Annotated in this window: 21 protein-coding genes; 11 read left to right on the plus strand and 10 right to left on the minus strand. The window is 59.9% G+C overall.

What is annotated here, in order from left to right:
• Positions 1–64: 64 nt before the first annotated feature.
• Complete coding sequence (locus AB1286_RS30990) at positions 65–1,333, minus strand: D-amino acid dehydrogenase (protein WP_430367008.1); 1,269 nt, start codon at positions 1,331–1,333, stop codon at positions 65–67.
• A 127-nt stretch (positions 1,334–1,460) separates the two neighbouring features.
• Positions 1,461–2,345 (minus strand): LysR family transcriptional regulator, encoded by an 885-nt coding sequence (locus AB1286_RS30995; RefSeq protein ID WP_430367009.1) that lies wholly within the window; start codon positions 2,343–2,345, stop codon positions 1,461–1,463.
• A 191-nt stretch (positions 2,346–2,536) separates the two neighbouring features.
• On the opposite strand from AB1286_RS30995, the gene AB1286_RS31000 reads away from it, so the two are divergent.
• The 6 genes from AB1286_RS31000 to AB1286_RS31025 all read left to right on the plus strand — a co-directional run bounded on the left by AB1286_RS31000 (position 2,537) and on the right by AB1286_RS31025 (position 6,813).
• A complete protein-coding gene (locus AB1286_RS31000) occupies positions 2,537–4,003 on the plus strand; it encodes an N-acyl-D-amino-acid deacylase family protein (RefSeq protein WP_430367010.1) in 1,467 nt (488 codons plus the stop codon).
• An 88-nt stretch (positions 4,004–4,091) separates the two neighbouring features.
• Positions 4,092–4,262 (plus strand): hypothetical protein, encoded by a 171-nt coding sequence (locus AB1286_RS31005; protein WP_430367011.1) that lies wholly within the window; start codon positions 4,092–4,094, stop codon positions 4,260–4,262.
• Between the two features lie 184 nt (positions 4,263–4,446).
• On the plus strand, positions 4,447–4,785 hold the full coding sequence (locus AB1286_RS31010) for an EthD family reductase (RefSeq protein WP_430367012.1): 339 nt from the start codon (positions 4,447–4,449) through the stop codon (positions 4,783–4,785).
• Positions 4,786–4,807: 22 nt separating this feature from the next.
• Positions 4,808–5,818, plus strand: a complete 1,011-nt coding sequence (locus tag AB1286_RS31015) for an alpha/beta hydrolase (protein ID WP_430367013.1) — start codon at positions 4,808–4,810, stop codon at positions 5,816–5,818.
• A 62-nt stretch (positions 5,819–5,880) separates the two neighbouring features.
• Positions 5,881–6,318 (plus strand): N-acetyltransferase family protein, encoded by a 438-nt coding sequence (locus AB1286_RS31020; protein WP_430367014.1) that lies wholly within the window; start codon positions 5,881–5,883, stop codon positions 6,316–6,318.
• Positions 6,319–6,498: 180 nt separating this feature from the next.
• Complete coding sequence (locus AB1286_RS31025) at positions 6,499–6,813, plus strand: DUF4148 domain-containing protein (RefSeq protein WP_430367015.1); 315 nt, start codon at positions 6,499–6,501, stop codon at positions 6,811–6,813.
• A gap of 185 nt (positions 6,814–6,998) precedes the next feature.
• Here AB1286_RS31025 and AB1286_RS31030 read toward each other — a convergent pair whose 3' ends face one another.
• Positions 6,999–8,147 (minus strand): porin, encoded by a 1,149-nt coding sequence (locus tag AB1286_RS31030; RefSeq protein WP_430367016.1) that lies wholly within the window; start codon positions 8,145–8,147, stop codon positions 6,999–7,001.
• Between the two features lie 291 nt (positions 8,148–8,438).
• Here AB1286_RS31030 and AB1286_RS31035 point away from each other — a divergent pair, with 291 nt between their 5' ends.
• Positions 8,439–9,161 carry a helix-turn-helix transcriptional regulator gene (locus AB1286_RS31035; protein WP_430367017.1) on the plus strand — a complete coding sequence of 241 codons (723 nt, stop codon included), beginning with the start codon at positions 8,439–8,441 and terminating at the stop codon, positions 9,159–9,161.
• A 31-nt stretch (positions 9,162–9,192) separates the two neighbouring features.
• Positions 9,193–9,591, plus strand: coding sequence for a VOC family protein (locus AB1286_RS31040; protein WP_430367018.1), 399 nt, complete (start codon positions 9,193–9,195; stop codon positions 9,589–9,591).
• Here AB1286_RS31040 and AB1286_RS31045 read toward each other — a convergent pair.
• Positions 9,569–10,558, minus strand: a complete 990-nt coding sequence (locus tag AB1286_RS31045) for an NADPH:quinone reductase (protein ID WP_430367019.1) — start codon at positions 10,556–10,558, stop codon at positions 9,569–9,571. The two genes, AB1286_RS31040 and AB1286_RS31045, sit on opposite strands and share 23 nt — an antisense overlap.
• Positions 10,559–10,704: 146 nt before the next feature.
• Between AB1286_RS31045 and AB1286_RS31050 the strand changes: the two genes are divergently transcribed.
• The 3 genes from AB1286_RS31050 (at position 10,705) to acnB (ending at position 14,834) form a co-directional block, all read left to right on the plus strand.
• Positions 10,705–11,046: a winged helix-turn-helix transcriptional regulator gene (locus tag AB1286_RS31050; RefSeq protein WP_430367020.1), complete on the plus strand. Its 342-nt coding sequence runs from the start codon at positions 10,705–10,707 to the stop codon at positions 11,044–11,046.
• Positions 11,047–11,608: 562 nt separating this feature from the next.
• Positions 11,609–11,905 (plus strand): hypothetical protein, encoded by a 297-nt coding sequence (locus AB1286_RS31055; protein ID WP_430367021.1) that lies wholly within the window; start codon positions 11,609–11,611, stop codon positions 11,903–11,905.
• Between the two features lie 343 nt (positions 11,906–12,248).
• Positions 12,249–14,834, plus strand: a complete 2,586-nt coding sequence (gene acnB / locus AB1286_RS31060) for a bifunctional aconitate hydratase 2/2-methylisocitrate dehydratase (RefSeq protein WP_430367022.1) — start codon at positions 12,249–12,251, stop codon at positions 14,832–14,834.
• A gap of 76 nt (positions 14,835–14,910) precedes the next feature.
• On the opposite strand, the gene AB1286_RS31065 is transcribed toward acnB, so the two are convergent.
• The 6 genes from AB1286_RS31065 to AB1286_RS31090 all read right to left on the minus strand — a co-directional run bounded on the left by AB1286_RS31065 (position 14,911) and on the right by AB1286_RS31090 (position 21,589).
• On the minus strand, positions 14,911–15,675 hold the full coding sequence (locus AB1286_RS31065) for a FadR/GntR family transcriptional regulator (RefSeq protein WP_430367023.1): 765 nt from the start codon (positions 15,673–15,675) through the stop codon (positions 14,911–14,913).
• A gap of 18 nt (positions 15,676–15,693) precedes the next feature.
• Entirely contained in the window at positions 15,694–17,205 is a 1,512-nt protein-coding gene (locus tag AB1286_RS31070; RefSeq protein ID WP_430367024.1) for an alpha-N-arabinofuranosidase, read from the minus strand.
• A gap of 57 nt (positions 17,206–17,262) precedes the next feature.
• Positions 17,263–18,594: an extracellular solute-binding protein gene (locus AB1286_RS31075; protein WP_430367025.1), complete on the minus strand. Its 1,332-nt coding sequence runs from the start codon at positions 18,592–18,594 to the stop codon at positions 17,263–17,265.
• A gap of 130 nt (positions 18,595–18,724) precedes the next feature.
• Positions 18,725–19,588: a carbohydrate ABC transporter permease gene (locus tag AB1286_RS31080; RefSeq protein ID WP_430367026.1), complete on the minus strand. Its 864-nt coding sequence runs from the start codon at positions 19,586–19,588 to the stop codon at positions 18,725–18,727.
• Positions 19,585–20,511 carry a carbohydrate ABC transporter permease gene (locus AB1286_RS31085; protein WP_430367027.1) on the minus strand — a complete coding sequence of 309 codons (927 nt, stop codon included), beginning with the start codon at positions 20,509–20,511 and terminating at the stop codon, positions 19,585–19,587. The genes AB1286_RS31080 and AB1286_RS31085 overlap by 4 nt, the downstream gene beginning before the upstream one ends.
• Positions 20,501–21,589 carry an ABC transporter ATP-binding protein gene (locus AB1286_RS31090; protein WP_430367028.1) on the minus strand — a complete coding sequence of 363 codons (1,089 nt, stop codon included), beginning with the start codon at positions 21,587–21,589 and terminating at the stop codon, positions 20,501–20,503. The genes AB1286_RS31085 and AB1286_RS31090 overlap by 11 nt, the downstream gene beginning before the upstream one ends.
• Between the last annotated feature and the right edge of the window lie 88 nt (positions 21,590–21,677).

Genomic DNA, 21,677 nt, shown 5'->3' on the forward strand with positions numbered 1-21,677 from the left:
AAGATCGCACCGCCGCAGCGCGATGCGATCCGTTACATGCACGGTTTCATTGCACGGCCCAACCCTATGCGGACAGCCCAAAACCGTCGAGTGGGATAGACGGCGTGCGCCCTCCGACGAGCTCGCTAACGAGCAAACCGCTTGCCAAGGCCAGCGTGAAACCGAGCGCGCCTTGCCCCAGATTCAGCCAGAGATTGGCAAACCCCGCTGCGCCGATAATCGGCGTACTCGTAGGCGTTGCGGGCCGCAATCCGCACCATGCGTCCGCGCAACTGTAATCGACGGCCTCGGGAAACGCTTGCGAGGCTTCTGTCCGCAGCGATTCGATTCTTGCGGGATCGGGTTTAGCATCGCGGCCGGTGACGTCGGCCATGCCCGCAATCCGAAGCCGATCGCCCAAACGGGCATAGACGACCTTGCGATCGAAATCCGTGACGCTTACGCGCGGCGCGGCACCACGCTCGTGAATACGGCCAGTCAGACTGTATCCCTTCAGCGGATAGAGCGGAATTCGGATGCCGAGCGGCTTTAGCAAGTCGGCGCTTGCCGTGCCCGCGCACAAAACGACTTGGTCGGCGGCGATCGCCCGCCCGTTGGCATAGGCCGAAACGCGAGGCAATCGTCCCGTCGCATCGGCACGCAAGGCCGTTACCTCCGTGCCGAGCAGGAATCGAACGTTTTTCGCCCTGAGCAGTTCGGCCAAAGCGACACAAAACTTATAGCAGTCGGCCGTCTCTTCGCTCGGCGTGAAGATCCCGCCCGCCAGTTTCGGCGCGAGCTTATTCAAGGACGGTTCGGTCAACGCGCATTCGTGAGGCGTCAGTACCTGTTGCTCACATCCGAGCGCGCGCTGGAATTGCACCAGATTGCGCGCCGCCGCAAAGCTTTCCGCGTTTCGGTACACCACAAGTTTGCCCGCATTCGTATGATCGAACGATAGCGTCGGCTTTTGGCGCAATAGGTCTTGCATGAGTTCGCGGCTCAGGAACGACAGCTTCAAGAGCCGGCGCGTTGCAAGTTCACTTTGCCCATGTGTACACGCCAATATGAATTTGAGCAGCCATCTCCACTGATTGATATCGGCACGTGGACGGAAGCGCACCGGAGAATGCCGCTGCGTAAGCCACCATGGCAATTTGGAGAGTACGCCGGGACCGGCGAGCGGCGCGACGTAGGAGTACGAGAGTTGTCCGCCATTTGCATAGCTGCTTTCCAGCGCGAAGTCGGCATTGCGTTCGACAATCGTCACTTGATGGCCATCGGCGGCTAGATACCAAGCCGTAGCAAGCCCGGTTACTCCGCCCCCCAACACTAGCACGTGCATATTGCGCATCCGTCGAAATTCCATTCCGGCATTGTTCTTCGCTCGTGGCGAAGTCGTCCAATACCGAAAAGGTCCGATGCGATAGCCGCAGGTTATAGCTGCTACACCGCCAGGTTGCCGCCGTATGCGCGGCGGCTTATCGGGCGGCTTCGCGCAGCGATTCCAAAAGACGCTCACCCGGTTTTAAAGGCGGACGCGAACGCTCCGTTACGACATAGACGTGCAACGTCTGATCCGATGCTACCGGCCTCGTCTGAACCGTCTGCAATTCGCCGGTCGATCGAGCGGTGAGCGAATCCACGAGCGCGACGCCGACACGGTTTTCGACCAGTGCACGCGCGAGCGGATAGGTCTGCACGGAAATATGGGACATCACATCGGTCGTATCTGCCAGCCAATTTGCGAGCAGCGCGCCCAGGTAATCGTCGGCATCGATCGATATGAAGGGGGTATCGGCAAGCTCGTCCGGCTGCAAGGGACGGCTCAGCATCTCGTCCGGCCACCAGCCCGGCGGTGCGATGGCGCATAGGTGGCAATCGAGAATGGGCGTAGCGACCAAGTTGGGGTGCGTAATCGGACGCATAGTCAATCCCAATTCGGCCTCGCCGAGCAGCAACGCGTATTCGATCTCGCGCGTGTGAGCCACAGCCAGCTCGCATTGCGCATCGGGGAATGCTTTGTGCCACGTGGCGACGGCGCGCGGCAACACGCTATAGGCGATCGCGGGGGTCACGGAAACGGTCAATGGGCGTACGGCGCCCTGCGCCAGAGTAGTCGACAATCGCCGAATACGCCGCAGCTGATCTTCCAGCGGCTCGAGTTCTTGACGAAGCCTCAATGCCTCCGGCGTCGGCACCAGCTTTCCTTTGTCCCGGATAAACAAAGCAAAGCCCAACGATTGCTCGGCATGCTTGAGGATCTTGCTGATCGCAGGCTGCGATATATGGAGCAACTTGGCCGCGGCGGCGGCCGAGCCGGTCGAAATGATGGCGCTGAACACTTCGATATGTCGTAGCCGCACGTTACTTCCCTCGTCGATAAAGTCCGCTTTCGGCGTCAACTCTACGCTACGGAAACAAGGCTCGGCAAAAAAAAGGCGGCGATAACCGTGGGTTATCGGCAATGCCTCCAAAGTCACTGGACGTCGGCGCGATACCGCGCAATATTCGCATTGTCGAAGGCAAGGACCTATCAACCAGGGAAACGAATCGCATGGCCTCACGCGAAGATATGAAGCTCTCCATCTTGATCCGCGGCGGAACGCTGATCGACGGAACGAAGCGGCCTCGGGTCGACGCGGACATCGGCATCGCTAACGATGAAGTGGTCTTTATCGGTGACGCTTCGCAGTTGTCCGCCGATCGAGTCATCGATGCCGCTGGAAAGATCGTTGCACCGGGCTTCATCGATTCGCACACGCATGACGACGCCGCACTGCTGCTCGATCCACTCATGCTTGCGAAGATCTCCCAGGGCGTAACGAGCGTCGTCACGGGGAACTGCGGCGTCAGCACCGCGCCGCTGGCCGAGCACGTGCAGCGTCCCATGCCGCTAAGTTTGATTGCCAGCCGCGAGTTTCACGACGGCGCTTCGTTTCCCGATTTCGCAGCCTACCTGGCCGCGCTCGAGCAATCGCCCGCCTCGGTCAATGTGATCCCGATGGTCGGACACACGACGTTACGTGTTTCGACGATGGATGCCCTCGATCGCGAGGCACGTCCGCACGAAATCCAGGCTATGCAAGATCTATTGGCGGAGGCCATGGATGCGGGTGCGGTCGGATTGTCGACCGGGACGTACTATCCCCCTGCCGCGGCGGCGACGACCAAGGAAATCGTAGATGTCTGCAAACCGCTTGCGGAGAAAGGCGGCATTTACGTGACGCACATGAGAGACGAAGCCGATCGATGCGTCGAGTCGATCGAAGAGACGCTCGAAATCGGGCGGGCGCTCGGCGTGCCGGTCGTCATCTCGCATCACAAGTTGGCCCGCGAGCAGAACTTCGGAAAATCGCTCGTTACGCTGCCGCTGATCGAGGCCGCGATGAAATGCCAGTGCGTCGGCCTCGATTGTTATCCCTACGACGCGAGTTCGACGATGCTGCATCAAGACGAAGCGCGTCTCAAGGGCCGCGTGCAAATCGCATCGAGCGGATCTCATCCCGAGCTGGCGGGCCAAGAACTCGCCGATGTCGCGAAAACGTGGGGCGTCTCGCTGTCGGAAGCGTCGAAGCGGTTGCAGCCGGCGAGCGCGATCTATTTCAGCATGGACGAAGCAGACGTTCAGCGCATTTTGGCGTTCGAGCAGACGATGATCGGCTCGGACGGTCTACCGAGCAGCGAAAAGCCTCATCCCCGTCTATGGGGCACATTTCCGCGCGTACTCGGCCGTTATTGCCGGGAATTGAGCCTTTTCCCGCTGGAAACGGCGATATGGAAAATGACGGGGCTCACGGCTCGAACTTTCGGTATCAAGCGGCGCGGGACGATCGAAGTCGGCAACTACGCGGACCTCGTGGTATTCGACGCAGCGACTGTCGGCGATCGTGCGACCTATCAGGACCCCGCTCAGCCGTCCTCGGGGATAGAGACCGTTATCGTGAACGGCGAAGTCACGCTCGCTCAAGGGACTCACATCGGGCGACGCGCCGGTCGCGTCGTGAGACGACAAACCCCTTAACGGGTCTAAGCATCGCCGATGAGCGTCACGCCTGACGCGCAAGACCGGCCGTAACTTGGTCGAGCGAGATCATGACCACGAAAACGTCATGATCATCCGTGCAACTGCCAAGGGTCGCCGTCAATTGGCCGCCGCAAGACCGGTCCACGTCGACAGTGTTCGCAAGAACTTTCTCGACCATCTGTCACGGGACGACCTCATGAAACTTCAGGAAATCACGGGCAAGCTGCACGGGGCGTTGCAAGACTTGGAGTCCTGACGGTACGGGGCGAGGGAGCACGGATATCGTCGCTTCTTACCATTGTAGCGATCGCTACACAAATCCCTTGCCACTTCGCACGTCGAAATATATAGTGATCACTACTTTAATGGTGTATTTCGATTTGTGACGCCATTGGTGACGTCACAGAGGCGACACACGTTCGCGATGAGGGCTTAGAAGCATGAAAGCGCAAGACTTGATGACGGCAGGCGCCGCCGGTCCCGTCACCGTCTACGTCACGTATAGCGGTCCGGCGAACGCCGGCTTCGACCGCAGGTGGTACCTCGAGCGCCACTTACCGCTCGTGATGAACAGTTGGTCGCCGTACGGCCTGCTAAGCGTCGCCGCCTTTTTCCCGGCGCAGGCGCAGCAAGGGACGCTGGCGATTTGCGAGTGCCGCTTCCGCGATGAAGCCGCCATCGACGCCGCGTTCAACTCTCCGGAAGCCCCCGCAGTCATGGCCGACGTACGCCGATTTACCGAAATCACACCGCAACGCGCGCGCGCCGTTGCTCTCTGAATTACGCCAACGAGGAATACCGATGACTCAAATCTTTGCCCCTTGGACGACCACTCCTTCGCGTACGGTCCGTCGCGGCCACTTCTGGGTCGCCGGAGAACGCGTTGCCGTTGGCGATAAGACCTATCAGCGCGGACCGATGTATGTCGAATGGGAAGCGCCGGAGCAGGTCACGCGTCAATGGCCGATCGTGCTCATGCACGGGGGCGGTTTCCAGGGCACTGAATGGTTCGATACGCCGGATGGGCGTCCCGGTTGGGCGCAGCGTCTCGTCGAAGCAGGCTACGCGGTGCTTGTAGTCGACCGCCCCGGTCACGGACGCTCGCCCTACCATGTCGACGTCCTGGGGAAGATGGGCCCACCGTTCTCGTACGAAGGCGGCCGGCAAATCTATTTTCCCGACCATGATCCCCGTCATACGCAATGGCCGTTCGCATCGAACGATGAAGCGGCGATGGACGAATTCATCGCGGGATACGGCCCGTTGCCGGCCGACCTAGCCGCCTCGGAAACCATGGACGCCGATCGCACCGCCGCGCTGCTCGATCGGATCGGACCGGCTATCCTAATCACCCATTCCGCGTCCGGTCCGGACGGCTGGCTCGTGGCCGATCGTCGCCCACATCTCGTCAAGGCCATTGCCGCAATCGAACCGATGGGACCGCCGTTCGCCGATATTCCCAACATCGGGCAGATGCAGTGGGGGCCAACGGCGGCGCCGCTCAATTTCGAGCCTTCCGTAGCGAGTCCGAACGATTTGCGCAAGGCAGCGCCCGGCACGTTGAAATTGCCCGCCCTCGAAGGGATGCCGATCCTAATCGTGACGGCAGAAGCGTCGGACTTCGCGGCCGCTAGCCCGCCTACGGCCGATTTTCTCAACGCGTGCGGTGCGTCGGCCGAGCTGATGGATCTCGCCGATCACGATGTGCGCGGCAATGGTCACGGGCTAATCTATGAAAAGAATTCCGACGCAGCGCTAGCGCCGGTGCTCGAATGGCTCATGCGCAAGACGGGAGCAGGGTCGACTTTCTAGGAAAGATCGGGAACAATCACCGGGGTTGCCACTGCCGCAATCGACTCAATCGACCCTCGCGAATGAAAGATCTCGACGTCATGCTCCGCCCGGCGACCCCGGCCGACGAGTCGTTTCTATTCGATTTGCGGAAAGCGACGATGGACGAGCACCTAAGGCGCGCCGGCGAGTCGACTGACGAGCGCGCTCATTGGGAGCGCATTCGCTATCGCTACAACGACGCATACGTGGTTTTTCAAGGATCCGAAAGGCTCGGGCTTTTCAAATCCGTCCGTGATGCGAATGCGTGGACCATCGTGCAAATTCAAATCCTGCCGGCCTATCAAGGTCGCGGCATCGCGTCTCATCTGATCGGGGAATTCCTACTACAGGCAGACAGCGCGGGTGTCCCTGTCGAGTTGAGCGTTTTGAAAGGCAATCCGGCAATCGATCTTTACCGGCGCTTGGGGTTTGAGGTGACCCATACAACCGAAGCTTCGCTGCATATGCGGCGCGGCTGATCGGCGGTCGGCGAGCGTCCATGGTCTTGCGGGCAAAGCCGATTACTCACCCGATATTCAATAAGAATGCTTTCCTCAGAGTCGTCTTAATCACCTACGCTCGCCTGTCTAGACTGACGTTGTCGATTACGAACAGGGCTGTTCGTAGCAAGACCAAGACAGAGTCTGGAGGAAAGCGTCATGAAGTCCCTGCTGCAAGCCGTTGTTGTTGCCGCCGCCATCACCGCACCGGTGATCGCATTCGCGCAAGCGAACCAACCCGTTACCCGTGCGCAAGTGCGGGCCGAACTGGTCGAACTCCAACAGGCAGGCTACCATCCGGGCGGCGAAGATCCCTACTACCCCGCGGATATTCAAGCGGCCGAAGCGAAGATCGCTGCGCAACATGCCGGGCGAAACGCTACGTCGGGGGTAGGCGGCGTCGTGAGCGGCTCGTCGGACGCGGGACGCGCGGTTGTCTCGAAGAACGAACCCGACTTGTACACTCATCACTAAGTCGTGCCGGATAGCTAGTACCAAACAAGCCGTGCGAACGCACGGCTTTTTGCATTGATGCGCTGTCTGACGGTTGAGGTCATCGGACACAAAACCGATATCGCTGGGCGCTCCGGCGGCGCCTCATGAACCTGCGCAATAGGCGAGTTCATAAACGGCACCACGCGCAGCGCCCAATCGAAGCATTAGAACATGGTGCGAATACCGACGGCCGCGCCGACGTTGTTAGTACGGCCGATCGAGTCCACCACGCCCGTCGTCCGGTTCGTCACGCCCGGGTAGTCCGCGGAGAATGCGCCGTTGCCGCGCGAGAAATCCGCAGTGCCGTAGAGCTCCGTGCGCTTCGTGAGCGAGTACTCGGCAAGAACGGTACCCGAGTAGTTGATGCCCGAACCGAGCGAGCCATCGAGCTTCTCGGCATTACGGGTGCGACCGTAGTAGGCGGCGAACGTAAAGAGCAGCGGATCCGTCGCTTGCCAGTTGGCGCCCAGATACAACGTATCGTCGATTCGGTTCAGGCTAGCGCCAGGCAGCGTAGGTGCGCCTGCTTGCTGCATGCCGCTGTCCAGCGTACCGGACCGATCTTGCTGACGCAGCCAGCCGGCCAGCAAACGGACCTTAGGCGTGATCTGATATGCGGCGCTGACGTGCAGCATGTTGTTCTTCGCGCCGTTGACCACGGCCCCTTGCGAGGACAACACGGAGGTTTGCTGGAAACCGGCGCCGAGCGTGGCGGGACCTTGCGCATACATCAATTCCACCGCGTACGTGCCGCCGTTGCCGACTGAGCCGGGCTTGTTGCTGAAGCCATAGGCAGCCTCGACGGTCAGGCCTCTATAGCTTCCCTTGTACTTGACCGAATTGGCGATGGTCAAATAGTTGCCGATCCCATTCCATGCCCAGCTATCTTGCCAGTAGTCGCCCACCGTCATCGGATCGAAGATATCGCCCATCGTGTCGTACATCGGCGCATATTGATTGCCGAACGTGACCGCCCCCCACTTTTCGCTCGACAGCCCGACGAACGCTTGCCGGCTGAACAATGTGTTCGCCTGGTGAAGTTGCCCCGTGTTGACTTCGAAGCCGTTCTCGAGCCGGAAGATAGCGGAGACACCGCCGCCCAAGTCTTCGCTCCCTCTCAAGCCCCATCGGCTATGCGTTTCCGGCCCGACCGTCATGCCGATTAGGTCCTTGCCATCCGGCGCGGCATTCGTTTGGTATCGAATTGCGGTATCGATGAGCCCATAAAGCGTGACGGAGCTTTGGGCAAAAGCGGGGGACGCGGCAACGGCGCAGAGCGCACCTGCCGCGACAGACATCGCGACTTCTTTCATTTGAAATCTCACGTTGAAATGGACGAGAAACGTGCTCTTTGCATCTTGGGAAGGAGCATCGGGCCGGAGCATAACCGTCTATTTTTTGGATTCCTAGACGCGAAAGAGGGTGTTGTTCATCGTCCACTCGCCGCATCGGGCTTCGCGTAGCGGCCTATCCGTGATCAATACGCGATTCGGAAAATGTCCCTTCCAAATGGATAGAAAATGGAGCGGTCGTTTGCCGTATGACTTGTATCCATCGAACAACGCTCGCTTGCAAAGGCAATCGTGAGCGGTCACGATTCACGCATGTCCCGCGCCGAACGCCTCCTTCTACTGCTGCAAGTGTTACGTCGCTATCGACGTCCCGTGAGCGGCCAAGTCCTCGCCGATCAAATCGGCGTCAGCATTCGCACGCTGTACCGCGACATCGCTAGCTTGCAGGCGCAAGGAGCGACGATCGAGGGAGAGCCGGGCATCGGCTACGTAATGAAGCCGGGGTTCATGCTGCCGCCCATCATGTTCTCCTCGGAGGAACTCGATGCGTTAGTGCTCGGCATGCGCTGGGTGGCCGATCGTTGCGACGAGACGCTATCGGGCGGTGCGCTAAGTACCCTTGCAAAGATAGCGGCCGTATTGCCCGCCGAATTGCGTCGGGAGTTGGAGGAATCGTCGCTGCTGGTCGGTGCGCCGTTAAAGAGACATCGCCATACGGTCTCGCCGGATCTTCTGCGTGCCGCGGTCCGTGCAGAGCGAAAGCTGGACATTACTTACGTGGACAGCGACGGCAAACGCTCGCGGCGTGTCGTTTGGCCCTTTGCCTTGGTGTATTTCGACCAGGCGCGAGTGCTGATGTGCTGGTGCGAACTCCGCAATGATTTTCGGAACTTCCGTTCGGACCGGATCTTGAACGTCGAACAGAAAGAGGAGCGCTATCCGAAGCGGCGATCCGCTCTACTCCGTGAGTGGCGCAAGCGCAATGAGGTCGCCAGTCGTACGATACTGCCAGAACCTGACAGTATCGATCGTTAGACTTGAGCTCTTTTCTTAAGAGGAGCTCAAAATGAAACTTGCATCGGTTCGTGTCGTTACCTCGGATTTCGAAAGGCTGATCGAGTTTTATCAGAGGCTTTCCGGCATCGAGGCGGCACGCCTGGCCGATGGTTTCGCCGAGATGCGCTTCGAAGGCGCAACGCTTGCCATCTCATCCGAGCACCTGATTAAGCTATTCAATCAAGGTGCTGCTACGGCTGCCGCCAATCGTTCGGCCATCCTGGAGTTCGAAGTGCAGGATGTCGACGCGGTGTTCGAGCGGATGAATGCCTGCGGCGCGACCGTTGTGATGCCGACGACGTTGATGCCGTGGGGCAATCGCTCGCTTTTGCTGCGCGACCCGGATGGGAATCTCGTCAATGTGTTTTCGCGGCCGGCAGGGCAATTCAAGGACTCGGCTTCACGATGATCTTGCCGATAACGCGGCTGGTTTCCTGAGCCTCGTGGGCCTCGACGATCGCGTCGAGCGCGACTCGCATGCCTATGGTCGGCACATATGCTCCGTCCGCGAGGCATCGGCTGATCGCCGAAACGGCTGCGGCTTTCGCGGACGCGGGGACTGTATAAATATAGACGAACCGGAATGTGCTGCCTTCGATCATGGCTTTAAGCAACGGAACGGATACCTCGTCAGCAGCCGTCTCCACAGCATAGGAACTGATGACGCCGCCGTTCGCGAGACAGCGCATATCGACATCAAGGTTGTCTCGCAAACTAACCTCCACAATACGATCGACCCCACGCTGCGCTGTCTCCGACTTCACGATGGCCGCCACGTCGTCCGCCCTGCGATTGATGACGAGATCGGCACCGGCGCGACGCGCAGCGTCCTCCTGCTCAGGGGTTGAAACGGTTGCCGCAACCCAAGCGCCGGCCCATTTCGCCAGCAAGATCGCTGCGGTGCCGACAGCTCCCGCGCCGCCCTGAACGAGGATCGCATTGCCGTTGATCTCGCCGTCCGCGAAAAGACAACGATGCGCCGTGAGGGCGGGAATACCCACGCAAGCGCCGACTTCGAACGCAACATGATCGGGTAAGAGAACGGCTTGTGAAGCCGGTACGACGGCATAATCCGCCGCCGTGCCGAAGGGTCGACGATATTGCGCCTCGAAAAGCCATACCCGCTCGCCGATACGCGTCGGCGTCACGCCGGGACCGACAGCGTCGATCACGCCGGCACCATCTTGATGTGGAATGACCTTTGGAAACATGGGTGCGCTCGAGAAACCGGTGCGCGCTTTAATATCGCTAGGATTCACGCCGGACGTATGGATTCGGATCCGGACTTCGCCTGGGCCCGGCTGCGGAACCGGAAAATCTCCGAGTTTAAGCACGTCCGAAGCTTTGCCCTGTCGCTCGTAATATGCGGCCTTCATCTATTCGGCTCCTTGAATATGGGTGTCCGCCCGCTGCCGTCGGCAGCTAGTACGGTTGGGGCAAAACTATCGACGGTTCGCCGCTTCCGGACAAGAAGGCACATCTCTGATATATAGGGATAAAAAGTATCCTATTGGGAGCTGGCATGACCTCCTCGGTTGCCACATATCAGTGCTCCGTCGCAGCCACGGTGGATGTCGCGGGCGGAAAATGGAAGCCTTTAATCGTCCACTATTTGATGAATGGCACCAAACGGTTCGGAGAATTGCAACGGTCGATCGGAACGGTCACGCAGCGTTCCTTGACGCTTCAACTTCGTGAACTCGAGTTGGACGGCATCGTGACGCGCGAGGTCTTTGCGGAGGTCCCGCCGCGTGTCGAATATTCGCTGACAGAGTTCGGACGAACACTCGCACCCGTGCTAGAGGCGATGAAAAAATGGGGCGACACCTACATCGAACGGTTGAGGCAACCAGTATGTCGGTAATTATGCTCGTATAGGGTTGTATTTCGAGGAAGACGATTGTCCGTGCGAGGAATGGCAAAAAATATACGCTCGAGACAATGGTGCAATACGTATTGCAGAATGTAGCCTGAGGCAGCGTCTACTCTGCGAGGTGTTGATCGCTAATTTCGGCATTTGTCCCTGGGGGATGGATCGTCAACCTAAGACGCTCTTTTTTAGGCTTTAGGCGGTATGATTTTTCGCGTCTCCAGCGAGGCGTCGCTCGAACAACTGCTTTCGAGTCGTGCAGAAGACCGCTCCCGGAGACGGGGCAATTCCGCAAGTACCGATCCTAGCCATCCCTCAGATGGAATCCGATCTCGTGTTGGAAGCGCGGTTGCCGAATCGACCGGGCCGCGGTCTTTTTCGATCTACCACGTCCGGAGCCGCTTCGTCGTGGTGCGAAAACAGGTGAATTTTTTGTGCTCAAACGCAGCCGATTATCCGAGTGTCGAAAATCGAAATTCACCATTGCGCACATCGCGATTAATTATCTGCCGCATATTTCCTAATCTTGATAAGTTCAACCAAGGAGGAAGGCGCCATGAATAAAGCAACTTATACACTCATCGCGGCGGTCGGCGCACTCGTGTTCTCGAGCGGCGCTTTTGCGCAAGCCAACAACACACTGGCCACGCCAAGCACCAGGTCGCCGGCGGACACATCGAGCGGCTACGGCATGCCGGGCGCCACTAGCTCGGAGAGCGGCGCGGGTTCGCAAGATTCCGCTCAACCGAACGGTGCGAATATGAATTCGATGAATTCAACGACCGCCACGCCGGCTTATGGCATCAACAATACGCTCGCGACCCCGAGTACGAAATCGCCGGTGGGTCAATAAGGGCGTCGTGTGATGACTGAGGTACCGTACCTCGATTAGGTTGAAATCGACTACGCGCCCTCGTAACGCTCGTTGTGAAAAACAAGACCGCTGCCGCTGAGGCAGCGGTCTTGTCATTTGAGCAGCCCTTCTTGCGTCGATTCTCTGCAACACCGCGTCGCTCCCCGCCAACGCTCTCACCTTCGACCATCTATCGTCCGATCAAGTCTTATATAAGATATAAGATATTTGACGATCTCCCCCAACCCGCTTAGAATCGCGGACGGAGCAGCGATCCGGGAACGGCAACGCCCTCGGAATGCCTGACGAACCGCCCCTGAAACGCCATATCAGCAGGTCCCCCATGCTTGAAAACTTTCGTGCACACGTGGCCGCACGCGCCGCGCTCGGTATTCCTCCCCTGCCGCTAACGGCTCAGCAGACCGCCGAGTTGGTGGAACTGCTGACGAATCCGCCGGCCGGCGAAGAGCAGGCTCTGCTCGATCTGATCACCCACCGCGTACCCGCGGGCGTGGACGAAGCCGCCCGCGTAAAGGCAGGCTTCCTGGCCGCCGTGGCCAAGGGCGAAACCGCCTGCACGCTGATCGCGCGCGCACGCGCCACCGAATTGCTCGGCACGATGCTCGGCGGCTACAACATTCAACCGCTGATCGAGTTGCTGTCCGACGCCGAAGTGGGCGCCGTAGCTGCCGATGCGCTGAAGAAAACCCTCTTGATGTTCGACCAGTTCCATGACGTCAAGGAACTCGCCGACAAAGGCAACGCCAACGCGCGCGCCGTCATGCAAAGCTGGGCCGACGCCGAATGGTTCACGAGCCGCCCGGAAGTGCCGCAAAGCCTGACGATCACCGTCTTCAAGGTCACGGGCGAAACCAACACCGACGACCTCTCGCCGGCCCCGGATGCCACGACGCGTCCGGACATCCCGCTGCACGCGCTGGCGATGCTGAAAAACACCCGTCCCGGCATCACGCCTGAAGAGGACGGCAAGCGCGGCCCGGTCAAGTTCATCGAGTCGCTGAAAGAAAAGGGCCATCTGGTCGCGTACGTGGGCGACGTGGTCGGCACGGGCTCCTCGCGCAAGTCGGCCACCAACTCGGTGTTGTGGTTCACGGGCGAAGACATCCCCTACGTTCCGAACAAGCGCTTCGGCGGCGTCTGCCTCGGCGGCAAGATCGCCCCGATCTTCTACAACACGATGGAAGATGCCGGCGCACTGCCGATCGAACTCGACGTGTCGAAGATGGAAATGGGCGACGTCGTCGAGTTGCGCCCGTATGAAGGCAAAGCCCTAAAGAACGGCGAAGTGATCGCCGAATTCCAGGTCAAGTCGGAAGTCCTGTTCGACGAAGTGCGCGCGGGCGGCCGTATTCCTCTGATCGTCGGCCGCGGATTGACGGCCAAGGCGCGCGAAGCGCTGGGCCTTGCGCCGTCCACCTTGTTCCGCCTGCCGCAGCAACCGGCCAGCAGCAACAAGGGCTTCTCGCTCGCGCAAAAGATGGTCGGCCGCGCCTGTGGCCTGCCGGAAGGTCAAGGCGTGCGCCCCGGCACGTACTGCGAACCGAAGATGACCTCGGTCGGCTCGCAAGACACCACGGGCCCGATGACCCGCGACGAGCTGAAAGACCTCGCGTGCCTCGGCTTCTCGGCCGACCTCGTCATGCAATCGTTCTGCCACACGGCCGCCTATCCGAAGCCGGTGGACGTGAAGACCCATCAAACGCTGCCGAACTTCATCAGCACGCGCGGCGGTATCGCACTGCGCCCGGGCGACGGCGTGATCCACTCGTGGCTGAACCGCATGCTCCTGCCGGACACGGTCGGCACGGGCGGCGATTCGCACACGCGCTTCCCGATCGGCATCAGCTTCCCGGCAGGTTCGGGCCTGGTTGCTTTCGCAGCCGCCACGGGCACGATGCCGCTGGACATGCCTGAATCGGTATTGGTCCGCTTCAAGGGCAAGATGCAGCCCGGCGTGACGCTGCGCGATCTGGTTAACGCCATTCCGCTGTATGCGATCAAACAAGGCATGCTGACCGTTGCGAAGCAGGGCAAGAAGAACATCTTCTCGGGCCGCATTCTCGAAATCGAAGGTCTGCCCGATTTGAAGGTCGAGCAAGCGTTCGAATTGTCGGATGCCTCCGCCGAGCGCTCGGCTGCCGGTTGCACGGTTCATCTGAACAAAGCGCCGATCATCGAGTACCTGAACAGCAACATCACGCTGCTCAAGTGGATGATCGCTCAGGGCTACCAAGATCCGCGCAGCCTGCAACGCCGTATCGCGGCGATGGAGCAGTGGCTGGCCGACCCGCAACTGTTGGCACCGGATGCCGATGCCGACTACGCCGCCGTCATCGAGATCGACCTGGCCGACATTCACGAGCCGATCGTCGCCTGCCCGAACGACCCGGACGACGTGAAAACGCTCTCCGACGTAGCCGGCGCCAAGATCGACGAAGTGTTCATCGGCTCGTGCATGACCAACATCGGTCACTTCCGTGCGGCCTCGAAGCTGCTCGAAGGCAAGCGCGACATCCCGGTCAAGCTGTGGGTCGCTCCGCCGACCAAGATGGATCAGAAGCAGTTGACGGAAGAAGGCCACTACGGTGTGTTCGGCACGGCGGGTGCGCGTACCGAAATGCCGGGCTGCTCGCTGTGCATGGGTAACCAGGCACAAGTGCGCGAAGGTGCAACGGTCATGTCGACGTCGACGCGTAACTTCCCGAACCGCCTGGGCAAGAACACGAACGTGTACTTGGGCTCGGCGGAACTGGCCGCGATCTGCTCGCGCTTGGGCAAGATCCCGACCAAGGAAGAGTACATGGCCGACATGGGTGTGCTCACGGCCGACGGCGACAAGATCTACAAGTACATGAACTTCGATCAAATCGAAGACTTCAAGGAAGTAGCGGATACGGTCCAGATGTAAAGTGTGTTTCGGCGCTACGACGGGTTTGCTCGTCGTAGCGCCGCTCCCCTTCGTCTATCCCAAGACCGAACCCGGATCACGGCGCAATCGTATAGCGCTGAATCCTTTCACGCGACGACTCGAGCAAACGGGTCATCGCGGCCGAAGCCGCCTCGGCTTCGCGCGCCACGATATGTCTGCGCACGGCATCGTGCAGCTCGAGATCCTCACTCGGCTGCGCCGCTTGCCGCTGCATCATCTCCGACGACACACGCAACGCGGCTTTGATGGCATTGCCGATCGTAATAAACATACCGTTCTGCGACGCCGTGATGATCGCAAGATGAAACTCGAGGTTGGCATCGGCGGCCGCGCGAATGTCCGATGCCCCTTGCTTGGCCGACTGGCCGTATGCCGCCGCGAGTTCGAGGTAACGCCGCTCGATGATTTGGAACGTCTCTTCCTTCCCCTGACGCGCAGCCAGGAAACTCGCACGCGGCTCGAAACATAGCCGCATTTCAAAGATGTCCTCGACGATCTTCGAATCGAATTGCGCGTTCAGCCGCCATGCGAGCACGTCGCGGTCCAGTAGGTTCCAATCGGAGAAAGGCAGCACACGCGTGCCAATTTTCGGGGAAACGGCAATGAGCCGCTTGCCGGCCAATTGCTTGATCGCTTCGCGCAGCGTCGTCCGACTCACCCCGTATGCGCTGCACAGTTCGCTTTCGACCGGCAGCGCATCGCCCGGCGCAAACTCGCCCGACACCACGCGCATGCCGATTATCTTCGCGATCTGGGTCGTAATATTGCCGACGATCGGTTCGCGCTCGAACATCAGTTCCCCTTCATAGGCATCGCGCACAAGGGTGTCCGTGCCGCGTTATCTAGCGGTCGTCACGATCACGTTCCATGAGCCCGGCTTGAGCTTCGCTCGCACGCGCTCCCCATCGACCGACACGGCATCGTTCGCAGCCGGTGCAACGGTCATGGGCGCATCCACCGTGTTCACCGCTTTCATGTTGGCATGATACAACTCGATCGCCTGATCGAGCGTGCGTTCCCGACCGAGTCCGCGCAACTCGATATCGAGCTCCATGTCGTCGCTCAAGTGACGATTGAGTGCGAAAATCGCCGTCGTTCCCGTGGCGCGATCGTCTACTACCGCGGCGCAAAGATATGGAATCTCAGGGAAGGTTTCCGCTTCGTAACTCGGCGAGTCGATCACAGGCTTGAGCACCCGGCCATGCCCGAATTTCGACGCATGCGAAAACGGGTAGAAGATCGTCTGGCGCCATGCCCGGCCGCCCGGCTCCGTCATGATCGGCCCGATCACGTTGACGAGTTGCGCGAGACAGGCGCTCTTTACGCGGTCGGCATTGTTTATCATCGTGATCAACGCACCGCCCACGACGATGGCGTCCTCGTGGTTGTAGACCTCTTCGATGAGCCGCGGTGCCTCGGGCCAACCCGGCTTGCGCAAGTCGTTGATGGTGCGCGCTTTATACCAAACGTTCCACTCGTCGAACGAGAGCATGATGCGCTTGGACGAATGCTTGCGCGCCGCCACGCTGTCCGCCACGGCAGCGATCTCCTTGATGAACAGATCCATGACTTCGATGTTGCCGAAAAATTCCGCCGTCGAGTCGCGCCGATTCTCGAAATAGGTGTGCAGCGAAATGAAATCGACCTGCTCGAAGCAGTGGTCGAGGACGCGATCCTCCCATACCCCATACGTCGGCATTTCGTGCGTGGACGAACCGCATGCGGCCAGCTGAATCGTCGGATCCACCGAGCGCATCACCTTCGCCGTTTCGAGCGCGGCACGCCCATATTCCTCGGCGGTCTTGCGACAGATCTGCCATGGGCCGTCCATCTCGTTGCCTAAGCACCAGAACTTGATGTCGTGCGGTTGTTCATAACCATGTTCGCGACGCAGGTCCGATAACGCCGTGCCGCCCGGGTGATTGCAATATTCGACGAAGCGCCGCGCCTCGTCGGGACCGCGCGTGCCGAGGTTCACGCCGTACATCGGTTCGATATCGAGCGCCCTGCACCACTCGATGAATTCGTTCGTGCCGAACTGATTCGTTTCGGTCGAATACCATGCCAGGTCGAGACGGCGCGGACGCTTTTCGCGGGGCCCCACCCCATCTTCCCAGTTGTAGCCCGACAAGAAGTTTCCGCCCGGATAACGCACGATCGTCGGACCGAGCTCACGCGTAAGCGCCATGACGTCCTTGCGGAAGCCGCGCTCATCGGCTTGCGGATGCGTAGGTTCGAAGATGCCGGTGTAGACGCAGCGGCCCATGTGTTCGACGAAGACGCCGAACATGCGCCGGTCAAGCTCGGAAATGACGAAGTCGCGATCGACGATAAGGCGGGAAGCGATCATGGTGTTCCTCTATCCATCCTTTGGCTGGGTGAAGTGGTGCGCGTGCCTGCGATGGCGTTATCGCGCAAGCAAGGCGTTGGTGCGTTGTTCCGCTTCCTTCTGTACGTCGGCGATCGGCTTTCCGGTCGAGAGCATGTTGCTGATCTCCTCGCCCACGATCTGCTGGATCGCGAACTGACGGGGCACGGTGTTCGGCAACGCGTAGCCCGTCGTGGAAATCTCCTTGATCTCCGAACGATGCGGCAGCGCATTGAACGCGGCGCTCGTGATGACGGACTGACGCGCGGGCAAATGTCCGGTACGCGCCCAGTCTCCGTCGTGGTCGTACAAGAACTTCAGAAATACCAGCGCGGCGTGCCGAGTCTTCTCGTCCTTTGCGCCGCCCTTGAGCATGACCCACGAGTGTCCGTCGGCCCACACGGCTTTCTTCTGAAAGAGATTCGGGAACGGGACGACGTCGTAGCCGCCGGCAAGTGCGGTGCCGGGTTTCTTGGAGAGATTCGTGAAATCCTCGATCACCCAGGTGCCGCACATGAGGACGCCCGCCTTGCCGTTTTCGAATGCTTGGTTCGCCGCACCGTAATCCAACCCCGGCGTGATGTCGCCGGCTTTCATGAGCTTGTCGTAGAGCGTGAGCGCATGGGTGGCTGCCGGCGTGTGCATATCGATCTTCGTCGAGCCGCCCGGAAATAGCGTGCCGTTTTGCTGATACACCCACGTATAGAACGTGCGAGTTTGCGCCGCCGACTCATTGGCGATCGGTACCGCGAAGTAAGGCAGCCCCGTCTTGTCTTTGAACTGCTTCGCCTGTGCAAGCAACTCGTCCGGCGTTTTAGGCAAGATGGCCTTGCCGCTCGCATCCACGAGTCCCGCCTTTTTGAAGAGATTGAGATTGATGTGCCACAGCCACGAATGCGTATCGAACGGCAACGCGTACGTCTTGTCGCCGAAGGTGATGGCGCGGTGTGCTTGACTCGTAAAGTCGCTCTTATCGATGCCGACGGACTTGAAACCGTCATCGAGCGGTTCGACTAGATTGCGCTTGACGTAATCGCCGAGCACAGCCTCGTGCATCACCGAGATCGTCGGTACGTCGCGGCTCAAGATTCGTGCATCGAGCTGCGTGTAGTAAGGCGTCCATTCGATGATCTGCGGCTTGACGACAATATCTTCCTTGTTCGTCGCATTGAACTCGTTCACGATGGTCGTGATGATGCCGCACTCGCCCGACGCCTGACTCACATCGTTCACTTTGCCGTATTCGGCGTCGCAAGCGCCGAAAAACCGCGATAGTGTAATTTCCGTTTTCGCTTGCGCCGGTATGGCCGACACGGCGGCGACACCGACCACGGCAAGCGCAAGCACGTTTCGCATCAACGATCCGATCATATTCGTCTCCTGGGAGAACCGATGTCATGCAAGTTCTTGCATGCGCGATTCACTTCGTTAGCAGTACTTATTAACTGAAATCCGTTTCTGCAATACGTCTTCCAATCCGACTCGTCTTGCGGGCGTTGAGTTAGCGTGCGGTCGTGCCCGACACGGCGGCTACGATGTACTTCTGGAAGAACAGATACAACACGAAGATCGGCAGGCCGGCGAAAATCGCCTGCGCCATGAGGTAGCCGATGCCCTCCGACTGCGCAAAATTGCCTTGCGTAGAGGCAAGCCCGATCGTCAGCGTGTACATCTCCGGCTTCGAAGCGGACACGAGCGGCCACAGATAATCGTTCCACGCACTGAGGAACGTGAAGATCGCGAGCGTGGCTTGTGCAGGCAACGACAGAGGAAGGACCACGCGCCAAAACACCTTGAAGCGCGATGCGTTGTCGAGCAATGCCGCCTCCTCGATCTCGATCGGCACGGCCTTGAAGTACTGCGTCATGAGGTACACGCCGAACGGCGATGCGAGACGAGGAAGGATCAACGCGCCGTACGTATTGTGCCAATCAAGGGTTGCAAAGATGTGGTGCAGCGGAATCACGAGCGCCTGCTCGGGCACCGCCAAGCCGCAAAGGCAGAGAATGTAGACGTAGCGTCGGCCAGGGAACTCGGTGCGCGCGAAACCGTAGCCCGCGAGCGAGGCGATGACGAGCGTCAATAGTGTCTGGCCGACGGAGACAATGAGACTATTGAGGAGCCATCCCCCAACCGCGGACGTATTCAGGATGTTCGTATAGTTTTGCAGCGTGAAAGGTGGCGAAAGCAGCACGTCCGTATGCTGCTCGAGGAACGCATTCGGTTTGAACGAGAGGCAGAGTACCCAGAGCAGCGGCGTAATCCAGAGCAGTGCAAGGACGATCACGGCACCGAGCATCAAGCGATCGCCTAGGCGGCCGGTCAATGAGGGCCGCGGGTGCGTATCGAAAGCGATTGTGCTCATGCCCTCTCCTTCTTGCGCAATAGCCAGGCTTGCACGGCCACGCCGATCAGCATCAACGCGAACAGCACCTGTGCGGCGGCGGCCGAATAGCCGAACGACCATTGGCGAAAGCCCGCCTCGTAGATGAACTGCACGAGCGGCCGTGTTGAGTTGTTAGGGCCGCCATCGGTCAGCAACTGCGCCTGGCCGAACAACTGGAATTGCAGCACGGCCTCGATCACCGCCACGAGCGCGACGGTGCGCCAGATCGACGGCAGCGTGATTTTCGTGAAGGTCCGCCAGCGCCCCGCACTGTCGAGCGCCGCGGCTTCGTAGAGCTCGGGCGGAATCTGTTGAAGCGCGGCCAAGAAGAGCATCATCGGTAATCCCATGATCCACCAGACCGTCACGACGGCAATCGCCGGCAGGGCGGTGGCCTCATGCATCAACGGCAGGAATTCGGGCAGATGCATGGCGCGGGCGATGTCGGCGAGCAGGCCGGTACCCGGCATCAACACGAGCTTCCAGACCAGCGTGACGATAGTCACCGACAGCACCGACGACCCGAAAAACAACGCACGCAATGCAGCGCCCAAACGTCCCGGACGGTTCAGCACCAATGCCAGGGCAAGGCCGAGCGTCACGAAAACGGGCACGGTTAGCAGCACGAAATAGAACGTGTTGCGCATCGCGCCACGGAAGATCGGGTCGAACGCAAGGTCGAGATAATTGCGGATACCGATGAACTCGCTGGTACCGGCGAGTAGATCCACGCGTTGTAGACTGAGCCACCAGCCAAACGCTAGCGGCACGATCAACAGCAGCACATAGACGATCACGAACGGCAGCACGAACAACGCGTTCGACCATGGGGCGCGTACGTTGGGCCGCCGGCCCTCGCGCACATTCGGCAAGGGCACCGCCAAGGAACGATCAGAGGCCATGCCAAGCCTTGCCGGTTTCGTCGAACAGATGCACATGGGCGGCGTCTAGATTCATGCGCACCGTATCGCCAGTGTCGATCTCGCGTTCCGATGCACGCGGCAACTCGGCCACGAGCAATTGACCGTTGGACATGCTCACATGCGCCAGCGAGCGGTCGCCCAGTCGCTCGATCACTTCCGCGCGGCCCACCAACGGCCCTTGCGCATCGAGGACGACATGTTCGGCTCGCACGCCCAACGTCAGCTTCCCCGCCGGCAGGTGCGCCGCGGCGATGGCCGTCGGCGTTTGTACACCGTCGAACGGCAGCGTGACGATCAGGCGGCCACCGTTTTGTCCCGCGCGCTCGACTTCGATGAAATTCATCGCCGGCGCGCCGACGAAGCCGGCCACGAAGCGTGTTGCGGGGCGCTTGTAGATGTCCAATGGCGCGCCGATCTGTTCGATGCGGCCTCGATTCATGACGACGATTCGCGTAGCGAGCGTCATCGCCTCCACTTGGTCGTGGGTGACGAACACCATCGTCGAGTGCAAGCGTTGATGGATGCGCGCCAGTTCGAGCCTGGTGCGCGTGCGCAACGCGGCGTCGAGATTCGACAATGGTTCGTCGAATAGGAAGGCTTGGGGTTCTTTAACGACGGCACGGCCGATCGCCACGCGTTGGCGTTGCCCTCCCGAAAGCTGTGCAGGGCGGCGTTTCAGCAGCGGCCCCAGTTCGAGCATGCGCGCAGCCTCGTTGATGCGCTGCTCGACTTCGCCGGCGCTGACGCCCGTGTTGCGCAACCCGAACGCCATGTTGTCGTAGACGGACATGTGCGGATAAAGCGCGTAATGCTGAAACACCATCGCGACGCCTCGCTTGCCCGGCGGCTGGTCGTTCACGCGTCGATCGCCGATGCTGATTTGCCCTTCGCTGACCGTTTCGAGGCCCGCGATCATGCGGAGCAACGTGGATTTTCCGCACCCGGAAGGACCGAGGAAGACGAGAAATTCGCCCGACTGAATGTCGAGATCGAGGCCGGTGATGACCTCGGTTTCTCCATACCGCTTCGTTACGCCGCTCAATCGGATGCCCGTCACGGTGCCTCCCGGAGTAGTCTCGTACCGCCGCAAATAGTATGTTGATATTATGAAAAGAACACGGCCGTCACCCATCCGTGTAAACACT

This window comes from Trinickia sp. NRRL B-1857 (genome assembly GCF_050470685.1).
Classification (GTDB): domain Bacteria; phylum Pseudomonadota; class Gammaproteobacteria; order Burkholderiales; family Burkholderiaceae; genus Trinickia.

Bases quoted from the DNA above. Each gene is read 5' to 3' on its own strand.
- AB1286_RS30990 (WP_430367008.1), bottom strand. From the start codon at position 1,333: ATGCGCAATATGCACGTGCTAGTGTTGGGGGGCGGAGTAACCGGGCTT.
- AB1286_RS31000 (WP_430367010.1), top strand. From the start codon at position 2,537: ATGGCCTCACGCGAAGATATGAAGCTCTCCATCTTGATCCGCGGCGGA.
- AB1286_RS31005 (WP_430367011.1), top strand. From the start codon at position 4,092: ATGATCATCCGTGCAACTGCCAAGGGTCGCCGTCAATTGGCCGCCGCA.
- AB1286_RS31010 (WP_430367012.1), top strand. From the start codon at position 4,447: ATGAAAGCGCAAGACTTGATGACGGCAGGCGCCGCCGGTCCCGTCACC.
- AB1286_RS31015 (WP_430367013.1), top strand. From the start codon at position 4,808: ATGACTCAAATCTTTGCCCCTTGGACGACCACTCCTTCGCGTACGGTC.
- AB1286_RS31020 (WP_430367014.1), top strand. From the start codon at position 5,881: ATGAAAGATCTCGACGTCATGCTCCGCCCGGCGACCCCGGCCGACGAG.
- AB1286_RS31025 (WP_430367015.1), top strand. From the start codon at position 6,499: ATGAAGTCCCTGCTGCAAGCCGTTGTTGTTGCCGCCGCCATCACCGCA.
- AB1286_RS31030 (WP_430367016.1), bottom strand. From the start codon at position 8,147: ATGAAAGAAGTCGCGATGTCTGTCGCGGCAGGTGCGCTCTGCGCCGTT.
- AB1286_RS31035 (WP_430367017.1), top strand. From the start codon at position 8,439: ATGTCCCGCGCCGAACGCCTCCTTCTACTGCTGCAAGTGTTACGTCGC.
- AB1286_RS31040 (WP_430367018.1), top strand. From the start codon at position 9,193: ATGAAACTTGCATCGGTTCGTGTCGTTACCTCGGATTTCGAAAGGCTG.
- AB1286_RS31045 (WP_430367019.1), bottom strand. From the start codon at position 10,558: ATGAAGGCCGCATATTACGAGCGACAGGGCAAAGCTTCGGACGTGCTT.
- AB1286_RS31050 (WP_430367020.1), top strand. From the start codon at position 10,705: ATGACCTCCTCGGTTGCCACATATCAGTGCTCCGTCGCAGCCACGGTG.
- AB1286_RS31055 (WP_430367021.1), top strand. From the start codon at position 11,609: ATGAATAAAGCAACTTATACACTCATCGCGGCGGTCGGCGCACTCGTG.
- acnB (WP_430367022.1), top strand. From the start codon at position 12,249: ATGCTTGAAAACTTTCGTGCACACGTGGCCGCACGCGCCGCGCTCGGT.
- AB1286_RS31070 (WP_430367024.1), bottom strand. From the start codon at position 17,205: ATGATCGCTTCCCGCCTTATCGTCGATCGCGACTTCGTCATTTCCGAG.
- AB1286_RS31075 (WP_430367025.1), bottom strand. From the start codon at position 18,594: ATGATCGGATCGTTGATGCGAAACGTGCTTGCGCTTGCCGTGGTCGGT.
- AB1286_RS31080 (WP_430367026.1), bottom strand. From the start codon at position 19,588: ATGAGCACAATCGCTTTCGATACGCACCCGCGGCCCTCATTGACCGGC.
- AB1286_RS31085 (WP_430367027.1), bottom strand. From the start codon at position 20,511: ATGGCCTCTGATCGTTCCTTGGCGGTGCCCTTGCCGAATGTGCGCGAG.